The organism is Bradyrhizobium sp. Pa8 (genome assembly GCF_052588265.1).
On record NZ_CP176767.1, the window covers coordinates 2,206,639 to 2,219,093 of the forward strand.

At 62.9% G+C, this 12,455-nt stretch carries 13 protein-coding genes; 6 read left to right on the plus strand and 7 right to left on the minus strand.

Annotation, left to right across the window (positions count from 1 at the left end):
* Nucleotides 1-5 precede the first annotated feature (5 nt).
* The gene (locus ACKWRH_RS10035; protein WP_445220377.1) at nucleotides 6-1,013 is read right to left on the minus strand and encodes a class I SAM-dependent methyltransferase; all 1,008 of its coding nucleotides are present in this window, start codon (nucleotides 1,011-1,013) and stop codon (nucleotides 6-8) included.
* Between the two features lie 480 nt (nucleotides 1,014-1,493).
* Here ACKWRH_RS10035 and ACKWRH_RS10040 point away from each other — a divergent pair, with 480 nt between their 5' ends.
* The 3 genes from ACKWRH_RS10040 (at nucleotide 1,494) to ACKWRH_RS10050 (ending at nucleotide 4,732) form a co-directional block, all read left to right on the plus strand.
* On the plus strand, nucleotides 1,494-2,957 hold the full coding sequence (locus ACKWRH_RS10040; protein WP_445220378.1) for an amidase family protein: 1,464 nt from the start codon (nucleotides 1,494-1,496) through the stop codon (nucleotides 2,955-2,957).
* A gap of 146 nt (nucleotides 2,958-3,103) precedes the next feature.
* Nucleotides 3,104-3,685, plus strand: coding sequence for a TetR/AcrR family transcriptional regulator (locus ACKWRH_RS10045; protein ID WP_445220379.1), 582 nt, complete (start codon nucleotides 3,104-3,106; stop codon nucleotides 3,683-3,685).
* A gap of 219 nt (nucleotides 3,686-3,904) precedes the next feature.
* Nucleotides 3,905-4,732, plus strand: coding sequence for an outer membrane protein (locus tag ACKWRH_RS10050; RefSeq protein WP_445220380.1), 828 nt, complete (start codon nucleotides 3,905-3,907; stop codon nucleotides 4,730-4,732).
* Between the two features lie 78 nt (nucleotides 4,733-4,810).
* On the opposite strand, the gene ACKWRH_RS10055 is transcribed toward ACKWRH_RS10050, so the two are convergent.
* The 6 genes from ACKWRH_RS10055 to ACKWRH_RS10080 all read right to left on the minus strand — a co-directional run bounded on the left by ACKWRH_RS10055 (nucleotide 4,811) and on the right by ACKWRH_RS10080 (nucleotide 8,588).
* A complete protein-coding gene (locus ACKWRH_RS10055; protein ID WP_028153663.1) occupies nucleotides 4,811-5,017 on the minus strand; it encodes a YodC family protein in 207 nt (68 codons plus the stop codon).
* A gap of 331 nt (nucleotides 5,018-5,348) precedes the next feature.
* The gene (locus ACKWRH_RS10060; RefSeq protein ID WP_175618024.1) at nucleotides 5,349-6,098 is read right to left on the minus strand and encodes an HAD family hydrolase; all 750 of its coding nucleotides are present in this window, start codon (nucleotides 6,096-6,098) and stop codon (nucleotides 5,349-5,351) included.
* Nucleotides 6,089-6,976, minus strand: coding sequence for an oxygen-dependent coproporphyrinogen oxidase (hemF, locus tag ACKWRH_RS10065; protein WP_445220381.1), 888 nt, complete (start codon nucleotides 6,974-6,976; stop codon nucleotides 6,089-6,091). The genes ACKWRH_RS10060 and hemF overlap by 10 nt, the downstream gene beginning before the upstream one ends.
* 116 nt (nucleotides 6,977-7,092) lie before the next feature.
* On the minus strand, nucleotides 7,093-7,458 hold the full coding sequence (locus ACKWRH_RS10070; protein ID WP_445222366.1) for a 6-pyruvoyl trahydropterin synthase family protein: 366 nt from the start codon (nucleotides 7,456-7,458) through the stop codon (nucleotides 7,093-7,095).
* A 17-nt stretch (nucleotides 7,459-7,475) separates the two neighbouring features.
* Nucleotides 7,476-8,111 carry a 7-carboxy-7-deazaguanine synthase gene (gene queE / locus ACKWRH_RS10075; protein ID WP_445220382.1) on the minus strand — a complete coding sequence of 212 codons (636 nt, stop codon included), beginning with the start codon at nucleotides 8,109-8,111 and terminating at the stop codon, nucleotides 7,476-7,478.
* A gap of 18 nt (nucleotides 8,112-8,129) precedes the next feature.
* On the minus strand, nucleotides 8,130-8,588 hold the full coding sequence (locus tag ACKWRH_RS10080; protein ID WP_445222367.1) for a tRNA (cytidine(34)-2'-O)-methyltransferase: 459 nt from the start codon (nucleotides 8,586-8,588) through the stop codon (nucleotides 8,130-8,132).
* A 289-nt stretch (nucleotides 8,589-8,877) separates the two neighbouring features.
* Between ACKWRH_RS10080 and petA the strand changes: the two genes are divergently transcribed.
* From petA to ACKWRH_RS10095, 3 genes are all read left to right on the plus strand, one after another.
* A complete protein-coding gene (gene petA / locus ACKWRH_RS10085; RefSeq protein WP_028153668.1) occupies nucleotides 8,878-9,408 on the plus strand; it encodes a ubiquinol-cytochrome c reductase iron-sulfur subunit in 531 nt (176 codons plus the stop codon).
* A 62-nt stretch (nucleotides 9,409-9,470) separates the two neighbouring features.
* The gene (gene fbcH, locus ACKWRH_RS10090; RefSeq protein ID WP_445220383.1) at nucleotides 9,471-11,534 is read left to right on the plus strand and encodes a cytochrome b/c1; all 2,064 of its coding nucleotides are present in this window, start codon (nucleotides 9,471-9,473) and stop codon (nucleotides 11,532-11,534) included.
* 145 nt (nucleotides 11,535-11,679) lie between these two features.
* Entirely contained in the window at nucleotides 11,680-12,354 is a 675-nt protein-coding gene (locus tag ACKWRH_RS10095; protein ID WP_445220384.1) for a dienelactone hydrolase family protein, read from the plus strand.
* The last annotated feature ends 101 nt before the right edge of the window (nucleotides 12,355-12,455 follow it).

A 12,455-nucleotide genomic window follows, 5' to 3' on the forward strand; every position in this document is an offset into this window, starting at 1 on the left:
GCCCGTCACGCACCTTTGTCGATCTTCACCCAGAGCGCACTGCCCAGCGTCGATGAGTTCCTGGCCGCGTAGGCCCATGCCGGCAAGCGTAATGGTGCAAGCGCAAGTGCGATCACGGCTTGCCCAATCCGCTGCGCTTTGCTTCGCGGCAGGCCGCGCACGAACTCACTGACGCTGCCTGGTTTCTCTGCCCTGCGCAAAAAGCTGTCGACGATGTCCTCCCTGAGGAACTTCAGGAGGTTGAATGGCTCCCGCTCGCAAATGCTCAATTGCAGGCCGTGTCGTCGACATACCGCATCAAACGCGTCCTTCGTCCAGCGGCCAATGTGGTTCGGCGGCATGTCGATGAGCGATCCGTGGCCCTCCATGTAGTGCGTTCGGATGTCATTCGGCACGGCGATGAAGACAGAGCCTTGCGCCTTGAGAAGGTATTTCAATCGCGCGAAGACGTCATCCACCCGGTCCATGTGCTCGAACACCTGAAACATGAAGATGATGTCGAAGGCCTCCTTCATCGGGGTGAATCCATCCTCCCGAAGGTCGACCGAAAAGGTCTTGTAGCCTTTCGATCGCAATGTCTGTTGCGCTGCTTCGTTGTAGTCGACCGCGTAAATATCGGACGCGTGAAAGAGTTTGTCCTTGATGTGATCGAGAAAATAGCCAAACCCGGCCCCGACATCGATCGCCGTTTTTCCGGCAGTGCCGAGGCCGTTCAGCTCCTCGATCGTCCTTGCATACTCCCATTTCATGGTTGGATAGGAAGGGTGCGGCGCGGCCAGGTTATAAAACTCGGCGCCGCCCGCGACGAACGGATCTGCAAATCCAAATCCGCAATCCGCGCATTTGCGGATATCGCAGGTGTCGCGGCCCCAGAGCAGCGACAGGTGGCGGATTAACTTTCGAGAGCGATCCGGATACTGGCGTGGACTGACGAAGGATCGAGATGCCTGATCAGCGGTCACTTCAAACAGTTTGGCAGTTGATCCACTGCCGCATGCTGGACAGGTGCTCATCTCTCCAGACCTCATTCAGGCCTTTTGGCGGAGAGTGGTTGCGTTCAACTATCTCGTCATCATTCAAATGAAGGCTGGCGCGAACAGGCTGCGAATCCTTACACCAACCTGACAAGACATGCTCTGTCGTGCGGCGCATCCGGGCAGAGACAAGCTGGCACCTCAGCGCAATCCCGGGCCGCGCGGCGCGGTCTGCAACTGCTAAAGCGCTGTGGCCAAGTTCGGCTTCCGATATCACCGGTCCTCTCGGTCACATTCCGGGGACGACCGCTTGTGGCCCAAAGCAGAAGTCGCCGTTGAAACCAATCATTGCCCGCAATCCATCGGTCCGTCGGCACCTCACGCTTATGTGTCCTCGGCGAGTCTGTCACTTCTATTGAATTACGATCGTAATTTAATATTGTGACCGTAATGGCATCGAGCTGAGCCGCTGTTGGGCGGCGGCCGGGGTGCCGCCAAACAGCGCCTAGCGAGGATTTCATGGACGACACGACCACGGCCTCACGCCACATCGCATCGCGACAAACCACAGATGTCGTCTCGCTTGGGCTCGCAACCGCTGCAGCAGCGGTTCGCAACGGCGATATCACCTCGGAGGCCTACACCGCGGCGCTTTTACAGCGGGCCCGAGCGCTTGCCGAGCTGAACGCCTTCATCACCATCGACGAGGCCGGGGTGCTGGCGGCCGCGAGGGCCGCAGACAAATCGCGTGCGGCCGGATCGGCGGCCCCGCTCCTTGGTGTGCCGCTTGGGGTGAAGGACAGTTATTTGACGAAAGGACTGGCTACGAGCCTGGGTCTCGATAGCCTCGCTCACTTCGTGCCACGCGAAGATGCCGATGCTGTTCGCGCTATCAAGCGTGCGGGCGCTTTGGTCTTGGGCAAGAACAACCTCGTCGAGATGTCGTACGGCTTGACCGGTCACAACGCACGTTACGGCCAGGTGAAGAATCCGCGCGCACGAGATCGCGTGTCGGGCGGCTCCTCGAGCGGCTCCGCCGCATCCGTGGCCGCCGGCATCGTTCCCGCGTCCTTGGGCGGTGACACCGTTGGGTCGATCCGGGTGCCAGCATCGTTCTGTGGCGTCGTGGGCTTCAAGCCAACCACTGGACGTTGGCCACGCGACGGCGTTGCGCCGATCTCCCATACGCTCGATACGACGGGCGTGTTCGCCCGAAGCGTTGAGGATTGCATGCTGGTGGATCAGGTCGTGACCGGTGAACAGGCAGAGTCCTCCGACGTCGGTTACGGCCTGAAGGGAGTCCGGCTGGCCTTCGCGCCGCGACAGTTCCTGGATCTGGTGGACCCAGAGGTCGAGACCCGCTTCCGCGAGGTGGTTCGGCGCTTGCAGGACGCCGGCGCCGAGATCGTTGAAGTAGACCTTGGCGACGATTTCAATTCCCTCGTCCAAACCGCAACATGGGGCATCTTCGCTCATGAGACGATGGGCGAAATTTCAGAGTTTCTTCGCCGCCATGACATTCCGACCACGTTCGAGGCCATTTACGAGGGCCTTAAGCCCCAACTTCGGCAGGCGTGGGGGCACATCGTACTGCCGGGTGGTGCAGGTGCTACCTCGGCAGAGGCCTATCAGACTGCGCTCGACGTGAGCCGGCCGGAAATCCAGCGCCGGCTCAACACAGCGTTCGTCTCTCATGGGGCGCTGGTCATTCTGCAACCGACCACGCCCTGCACGGCGCCTTTGATCGAGGAGCAGGCGACCGTCCATATCGCGGGGCAGGAAGTTAGCTACCTCGCTTTGGCGAACCACACTGTGTCGGCAAGCAGCGTGGGGCTGCCCGGTGTCAGCCTTCCTGTTGGCTTGTCTCGCGCGGGGCTGCCGATTGGGCTTGAGCTGGATGCCCCCTTGGGGAGCGACCGGGGGCTTCTAAACCTTGCCCGCGGCATCGAAGGCATCTTGGGCGCAGAGTCGAGTGCGATCTAACGTCGTGATCGACCAGCATCCGGTTTCAGTCAGCTTGGCAGCGATAATGTCGATCCGGTAGCCCAGCAACTTGATCGCGACCTCCAAGCTTTGCTGGAAGCGGCCGCAGCGTAAGGGCCGCGGGAAATTGGTGGAGAGGAGAGAAGATGCGCTTCGAGAAAGGTCATAAGGCGGCGACGCGACGGCACATCATCGATGTGGCGTCGAAGTGCATGCGCCGGAACGGCATCTCCGCCGCCGGGATCGCCGGGATCATGGACGAGGCCGGCCTGACCAAAGGCGCATTCTCTCCGCACTTCGAATCCAAAGACGCGCTCGTTCGCGAGGCGCTGGCGAGCGCGCTCGACGACCAGCAACATCGCCTCGATGAGGATCAGCGGAGAGGCCTTGACCTTGAGGGCGCGATCCGGAGATACATGAACCGCGCTCACCTCGAAGACCCGACGGGCGGATGCCCCTCGGCGGCGTTGCTCCCCGAAATCGCCCGACAGCCCCTGTCCACCAGGAAAGATTACGAGAAAGGGCTGCGAAGCTACGTTGCGACATTGGCCGCACTGCTTCCTGACGCAGATGCATCAGCGAGCCGCCGCCGCGCGACCGCCATCTTCGGCCTCATGGTGGGCACCCTTCAGTTCGCGCGGGCCGTGCCCAACGCTGCGCACGCGGAGCAGATCCTGGAAGGCGGCGTTGAGGCCGCCTTGCACTTGGCACGAGCTCATTCTCCCTAGATTAGGAAGCCGGGAGAGGCAGTCCCTCGAGGTCCGCTTCACCAAACAGAGCAGACATAGCGTCGCATTGTCCGCCCCGAGCAGCGAAGGGCGTCGCCGGCTCTGAGCGCAACGATTGGGCGATCTGATTCGCGCATTCAATCACGCTTTGATGCTGCTTTGGTTTTGCTTCATATGATTGGCAGGCCGCCAGGGCGGCTCAATAAGGGGGTATTTGAAATGAGGAAGTTTTCGCTTGTATTGCTGTCGACAGTCGCTCTCGGCCCGATCACGGCCCAGGCTGCGGATCTGGCGCCGGTCCGTATGTCGTCGAAGGCTCCCGCTCAGGTGGGCAACTGGACGGGATTCTATATCGGCGGCAACGTTGGTTATGGCTGGGGCAGCTACGGCGCGTCGAACGCCACCGGGACAATCGTGAACTCGAATGGCGGTTCGGGCATCTATGGCTTCAACGCTGTATCCGGCAACGGCAATGGGCTCAGCGCCGGTATCCAGGCCGGCTACAACTGGCAGATTGAGCAGACGGTGCTCGGCATCGAGGCTGATTGGCAGTATCTCAATTCAAAGGCCAGCACCGGCAACTCGGCTATTGCTGTTCCCGTCTTCATCGGCGGCAATTTCAGCGGCAGCACGTCCGTCAGCACCGATTGGTATGCGACCTTCCGTGGCCGAGTGGGTTATGCGTTTGGGCCGGCGTTGCTCTACGCGACCGGCGGTATTGCGTTGGCCGATACCAAGGTCAGTGCGAACGCTACGGGCAGTATCGTCACTGCCCTCTTCCCGCCAACCCTGGGACCGCTGGGCTCCATGAGCGCTTCTGACAGCGCCGTCCTGATCGGCTACGCGGTTGGCGGCGGTTTCGAATATGCTCTGGGGGCAGGGTGGTCGGTCAAGGGCGAGTATCTGCACATGGGTTTCGGCACCAAAGTCTACAACTTGACCGGCTCGCTTCAATCGCCGGCTGGATTGACGGGCGTCATCGCGACTCACGTCGATATCAAGCCGAGCTTCGACGTCGCCCGCGTTGGTGTGAACTATCGCTTCTGATCAGCGGATCTGAAGACGTGAAGAAAGGGAGACTTCAGGTCTCCCTTTCCCCCGCAATCGCACGCCGCTTAGGCGTGCCTATTCGTCATCCTCGTCTTCGTCCTCATCCTCGTCGTGGTCTTCCACTTCCAGGCGGTCGAGCGCGGCCAGCGGCAGCGTCTCGCGGAACAGATCGCCTTCCGAGCCCATCCAGAGGCAGAGGATGTCGTCGCCTTTCACCTCTGCGACGGTCAGCGGCTGGCCGCCGGATTTCAGCATCACGACGTCGCCGGTTTTCAGTTCCATGGATGGTCCTTTCGGGGTTGATCGACGAGGGGGGAGGCTAGCAAGCCGTCATGACAGGCCGATCACGGGCTATGGGACCCGTGAATTCGCTGCGGCTTGCACAGACTGCCGAAACGTCGATGGCAGAGGTTCGAGTGGGGGATCGCTCGAGGTCACCAGGGGCTATTCCGTCCCAGGCACGGCGATGATGGCATCATGCGCCTGTTTTGCCCGACGCGTCAAATGATTTCGTAAAATCAGCAATTAGTTGCGTTTGCGGCAAGCCGTTGAAATTGCAGCGGCCGGCTACTGTGCATGGGGTTGTTTTTCGATATTTTGTTTTTCGCCTGGGTTACGGCTGGTCCGGCACGAGTTCGGTCAGCGAGCGGATGATGCGGTCGGGCTTGACGGCCGAGCCTTCGGGCAGGCCGTCGCCATGCACGTCGATCCAGATCGAATAGATGCCGAGGCGCTGCGGCGTCACGACTTCCCATTCGAGATTGTCGCCGATCATCCAGGTGTCTTTGGCGGTGACGCCGAGTGCCTCCATCGCGTGCAGATAGGCGCGCTCCTCCGGCTTGCCGAAGCCGTGCTCGCCCTCGATCTGGATGTGATCGAAGCGATGCGTGAGCTCGAAGCGCTCGACCTTGGCGCGCTGCATGTCGGCGGCGCCGTTGGTGACCAGCGCGAGTTTGACGCCGCGTGCCTTGAACGCGTCGATCGCATCATGCGCACCGGGGAACACGAAGATCGCTTCTTCGCGATAGGTCGTGAAGCGGTTGGCGAGGCGATCGGCGAGATCGTCGGAGAGGGCGCGGTGGCCGTCGGCGGCGAGCGCGGCGAAGCCGCCCCGCACCGTGAGCCGGCGTGCCTCGCCAAGCTTCATCCGCCACGCGGCTTCCGCATTCGCCCAGAAGTTTCGTGCGAAGGCCAAAACTGCGGTCGCGACCTGCTGCGGCGGCAGCGGCGCGAGCTCGTCGGCAAATTCTTCTGCGATTGTATTCCAGGCGATCTCGGGCCGGCCGTAGGCCGACAGGATGGTGTCGTCCATGTCGATCAGCATGGCGCGCGGCAACGGAGGCATCGCGGTGCTCATGGCCATTTCACCTCCGGCGGCAGCGACGAAAGGATGGAGTCCACGTTGCCGCCGGTCTTGAGCCCGAAGATGGTGCCGCGGTCGTAGAGCAGGTTGAATTCGACATAGCGTCCGCGCCGGATCAATTGCTCATCGCGGTCCGCAGCGGTCCAGGCGCTCGCGAAATTGCGCCGCACGATCTCGGGGTAGATCTTCAGGAAGGCGCGGCCGACGTCCTGGGTGAAGGCGAGGTCAGCGTCCCAGTCGCCGCTGTCGTGCCAGTCGTAGAAGATGCCGCCGATGCCGCGCGCCTCTTTCCGGTGCGGCAGGTAGAAATACTCGTCGCACCATTTCTTGTACTTGTCGTAGTCGGCAACGCCGTTCGGCCCGGTGCAGGCCTCCTTCATCGCGGCGTGGAAGGCGAGCGTGTCGGCGTCATCCTGCGTGCGCCGGCGCTCGAGCACCGGCGTGAGATCGGCGCCGCCGCCGAACCAGGCTTTTGTGGTGACGACGAAGCGGGTGTTCATGTGCACGGCGGGCACGTGCGGATTGCGCAGATGCGCGATCAGCGAGATGCCGGAGGCCCAGAATGTGGGGTCGTCTGCTGCGCCCGGGATCTGGGCGCGAAACTCGGGCGCGAATTCGCCGTGCACCGTCGAGCAATGCACACCGACCTTCTCGAACAGGCGGCCGGACATCATCGACATCACGCCGCCGCCGCCGGGCGCGCCGGTATGATCGGTGCGCTGCCAGGGCGTGCGTTTGAAGCGCCCGGCCTCGCCCGGATAAAGGCTTTGGGGGGCGTCGTCCTCCAGCCGCTCGAAGCGCGCGCAGAGGTCGTCGCGCAAAGCTTCGAACCAGGCGCGGGCGCGCGTCTTGCGGTCTTCGATCGTTGAGGCGTCCATGTCCAATTCCAAAACCGATCTCGTAGGGTGGGCAAAGGCGCCTTGGCGCCGTGCCCACCAACCCTCATCGTCGTCTTCATTGGTGGGCACGCTCCGCTTTGCCCACCCTACGAATTTCACCCCTGCGGACCGTAATAGGTGCAGCTCTCGTTGCAACTGTCGCGGTGGATGCTGACGCGGGTGAGCTTGCCGATATGCTCGAGCCGCTCCCAGACGAAGCGCGAGAGGTTTTCCAGCGTCGGTGTGCCCAGCGCCTCGATCTTGTTGAGGTATTTGTGGTCCAGCGTCAGCCGCACGTCCTCGATGGCGCGCTGGACGAGGCCGAGATCGACCACCATGCCGGTCGCAGGATCGGGCGTGCCGCGCAACGTCACCTCGGCGCGGAAGGAGTGGCCGTGGATCTCCTCGCTCGCGGCGCCAAAGGTCGTTCCCGACAATGAATGCGCCGCCTCGAAGCGGAACGATTTCGTCAATTCCCACATCTGTCCGAAAACCAATCCTATCTGATGCCAAGCGATTTATGCGTCTGCACGCTCAGCCGCCATTGCGGATGGCGCAGGCAATAGTCGATCGCACGCACGGTGTTTTGGGCAACCTCGGGTCCATCCATCGGCTGCAGCGAGAAGCGCTCGAACGCGAGACCCTCGAAGGTCTCGGGGGCGGCGAGGGCCTGCGGATAGACCAGCTTCAGTTCGTGGCCGCGGCGCTGGATGAGCTCGCTGCCGCCCTTGGGGCTGACGCAGATCCAGTCGAGCCCCTCAGGCGCCGCAATCGTGCCGTTGGTCTCGACGCCGATCTCGAAGCCGCGGGCGTGGAGGGCGTCGATCAGCGCGGCATCGACCTGGAGCAGCGGCTCGCCGCCGGTGAGCACCACGTAACGGTTGCTGTCGGCGGCAGCCGTCCATTGCGCGGCGATGGTGTCGGCGAGTTCCGTGGCCGAGGCGTAGCGGCCGCCGAGCGTGCCGTCGGTGCCGACGAAATCGGTGTCGCAGAATTTGCAGGTCGCGGCCTCGCGGTCGGCCTCGCGGCCACTCCAGAGGTTGCAGCCGGCAAAACGGCAGAATACGGACGCGCGCCCGGCATGGGCGCCTTCGCCTTGCAGGGTCAGGAAGATTTCCTTGACCGCGTAACTCAATGATCTCTCCTCAACATCTCAAACTTGCGGGTTCCGGAGCTGCCGCAGCGCCTCGCCTGCGGCCATCGCCGCGGTCATGGCGACATTGAGCGACCGCAGCCCCGCCGTGATCGGGATCACCAGCCGCGCGTCCGCAGCCTCGACCACCGCGTCGGTGACGCCGGCGCTCTCGCGCCCGAATAGCAGGATGTCCGCCGCCTGGTAATGAAAATCGCGGTAATCGGTGGCGGCCTTGGTGGTGAACAGCAGCAGGCGATAGCCCTGTGTCGCACGCCAGTCCTCGAATTTCGACCAGGAGTCGTGGCGGGTCACGCTGACATGATCGAGGTAGTCCATTCCCGCCCGGCGGAACAAGCGGTCGGAGAACGGGAAGCCCGCCGGCTCGATGATATGGGCGGCCATGCCCAGGCAGGCGCAGAGCCTGAGAATCGTGCCGGTGTTCTGGGCGATGTCGGGTTGGAAAAGCGCGATCTGCATGGGATGTGCAAGGGCTGTATCGGGGTCGGTGCGGGCCGGAAATGTCTCAATAAAACATCGCTGGCCGCGGAATTCGTGCATTGCACGCCCCCACGCCGTTAGCGGGCTTGCGCTCGCCCGGCAAGGGTGCCAATAGAACGATTCTGGACTGCTGTTTTCGCCCTGTTTCGGTGGGGACAAGTGAAGTTCTGCCGCCGCGGGGGGCCGCGGGCGCCGGCACACTGTTTTGGGGACCTTGGGGGCTCCCGGAACGGTTCCGTCGGCAGCATAAGAAGAAAGGGTTGGAATCGTGACGACAGCGTCTTCGGCGGACCATCCGACACGCCGTGATTTCTTATTCGTTGCAACGGGGGCAGCTGCAGCAGTAGGGGGCGCAGCTGCGCTCTGGCCCTTCATCTCTCAAATGAATCCTGATGCGTCGACCATCGCCGCCGGTGCGCCGATCGAGGTCGATCTCAGCCCGATCGCCGAGGGGCAGGACATCAAGGTGTTCTGGCGCGGCAAGCCGATCTACGTCAGCCACCGCACCAAGAAGCAGATCGACGAGGCGCGCGCCGTCAACGTGGCGAGCCTGCCCGATCCGCAGTCCGACGAGGCCCGGGTCAAGCCGGGCCACGAGCAGTGGCTGGTCGTGATCGGCATCTGCACCCATCTCGGCTGCATCCCGATCGCTCATGAGGGCAATTACGACGGGTTCTTCTGCCCCTGCCATGGTTCGCAGTACGATTCGTCCGGCCGCATCCGCCAGGGGCCCGCGCCCGCGAACCTGCCGGTGCCGCCGTACCAGTTCGTTTCCGACACCAAAATCCAGATCGGCTGAGCTTCGGGCCTTCGTCCGAAGCTTCGCGCCGTCTCGTCGTTATATTTCCTCAGGATCGCATCATGAGCGGACCATCCGACTACCAGCCGAGCAATCCGGCCCTGCAATGGATCGAGCGACGTCTGCCGATCATCGGTCTCGTCCATTCCTCCTTCGTCGTCTATCCCACCCCGCGCAACCTGAACTACTGGTGGACCTTCGGCGCCATCCTCTCCTTCATGCTGGGGATGCAGATCCTGACCGGCGTGGTCCTGGCGATGCACTACACGCCGCACGCCGATCTCGCCTTCAAGTCGGTCGAGCTGATCGTCCGTGACGTCAATTACGGCTGGCTGCTGCGCAACATGCATGCCTGCGGCGCGTCGATGTTCTTCTTCGCGGTCTACATCCACATGCTGCGCGGCCTCTATTACGGCTCCTACAAGGAGCCGCGCGAGGTGCTGTGGATCCTCGGCGTCATCATCTACCTCCTGATGATGGCGACGGGCTTCATGGGCTACGTGCTGCCGTGGGGCCAGATGAGTTTCTGGGGCGCCACCGTCATCACCAATCTGTTCTCCGCCATTCCCTATGTCGGCGAGAGCATCGTGACGCTGCTGTGGGGCGGCTATTCGGTCGGCAACCCGACGCTGAACCGCTTCTTCTCGCTGCACTATCTGCTGCCGTTCCTGATCGCTGGCGTCGTCGTGCTCCACGTCTGGGCGCTGCATGTCGCCGGCCAGAACAATCCTGACGGCGTCGAGCCGAAGACGGAAAAGGACACGGTGCCGTTCACGCCGCACGCGACCATCAAGGACGGGTTCGGTGTCGCCTGCTTCCTGCTGCTCTACGCCTGGTTCATCTTCTACATGCCGAACTATCTCGGCGACGCCGACAACTACATTCCGGCGAACCCGGGCGTGACGCCGCCGCACATCGTGCCGGAATGGTATTACCTGCCGTTCTACGCGATCCTGCGTTCGATCCCGAACAAGCTTGCGGGCGTGATCGGGATGTTCTCGGCGATCATCATCCTGTGCTTCCTGCCCTGGCTCGATGCCGCCAAGACCAGGTCGTCGAAGTACCGGCCGCTGGCCAAGCAGTTCTTCTGGATCTTTGTCGCGGTCTGCATCCTGCTCGGCTATCTCGGCGCGCAGCCGCCGGAAGGCATCTACGTGATCGCGGGCCGGGTCCTGACGTTTTGCTACTTCGCCTATTTCCTGATCGTGCTGCCGCTGCTCTCGCGCATCGAGACGCCGCGACCGGTGCCCAACTCGATCTCGGAGGCGATCCTGGCCAAGGGCGGCAAGGCGGTGGCCTCGGTCGCCATCGCGCTCGTTGCCGCCGGCGCGCTGTTCCTCGGCAGCCTTCAGGACGCTCGCGCCTCCGAAGGCAGCGATAGGCCGCCGGGCATCAAATGGTCGTTCTCCGGCCCTTTCGGTAAGTACGACCGCGGTGCGCTCCAGCGCGGCCTGAAGGTCTACAAGGAGGTCTGCTCGAGCTGCCACGGCCTGTCCTACATCGCCTTCCGCAACCTCGCGGAAGCCGGCGGCCCCGGCTATTCGGTGGCACAGGCGGCGGCGTTTGCCTCCGACTACAAGGTCAAGGACGGCCCGAACGATGCGGGTGACATGTTCGAGCGCCCGGGCCGGCCGGCGGACTATTTCCCCTCGCCATTCCCGAACGAGCAGGCGGCCCGTGCGGCGAACGGCGGTGCGGCGCCGCCCGACCTGTCGCTGATCACCAAGGCGCGCTCCTACGGCCGCGGCTTCCCCTGGTTCATCTTCGACTTCTTCACCCAGTACCAGGAGCAGGGCCCGGACTATGTCGCGGCGGTGCTCCAGGGCTTTGAGGACAAGGTGCCTGAGGGCGTCACCATCCCGGAAGGCTCCTACTTCAACAAGTACTTCCCGGGCCACGCCATCAAGATGCCGAAGCCGCTCAGCGACGGCCAGGTGACCTATGACGACGGCTCGCCGACCACGGTCGCGCAATATTCCAAGGACGTCACCACGCTCCTGATGTGGACCGCCGAACCTCACATGGAAGCGCGCAAGCGCCTCGGCTTCCAGGTGTTCGTGTTCCTGATCATCTTCGCGGGCCTGATGTACTTCACCAAGAAGAAGGTCTGGTCCGACTCCCACTGAGCAGATCGAGACGAAAATGAAGAAGCCCCCGCAAGGGGGCTTTTTTGTTGGACACGAGCGTGTGTTGTTTGGCGCGATTGCCTATCGCTCGCTCAAACGCCAAAATACCGCCAACCGCTCCCCCAGAAACTCATCGGAGGACACCATGGGAACCGCCATCACCTTCAAGCGTCCGGACGGCAAGGACGCCTCGGGCTATCTCGCCAACGCCGCGCGCGGCAACGCGCCGGGCGTGGTGGTGATCCAGGAATGGTGGGGCCTGTCGGACCAGATCAAGGGGCTCTGCGACCGCTTTGCGCTCGCCGGTTTCGATGCGCTGGCGCCCGATCTCTACAAGGGCAAGGTGGTGCCGTACCACGACATGGACGCCGCCGGCAAAGAGATGAACTCGCTCGACTTCATGGATGCCACCACGCAGACCGTGCGCGGCGCCACGCAATATTTGTCGCGCAATGGCGCCAAGGTCGGCCTCACCGGCTTCTGCCTCGGCGGCGCCGTCACCATCATCGGCGCAACCAAAATTCCGGAGCTTGCGGCCGGCGTGGTCTTCTACGGCATTCCGCCCGAGCAGGCGGCCAAGCCCACCGACGTCAAGATCCCGCTCCAGGCCCATTTCGCCAACAAGGACGACTGGTGCACGCCGCAACTGGTCGATGCCTTTGAAAGCGGCATGAAGGCCGCCGGCAAGTCGCTTGAGCTGTTCCGCTATGATGCCGAGCACGCTTTCGTCAACGAGCAGCGCCAGGCCGTGCACGACCGCGAAGCCGCCGAGCTCGCTTGGGGCAGGGCGACGGAGTTTTTCAGGAAGCATCTTGGGTAGGGGACTGTCGGGCGGCGCGCTTGGGTCATCAACGCTCTGGCAGCGTCGCTATTGAAATGCATTTGACGCAATCATAGGCTGTAGTCGCGTGGCTTGTCGCC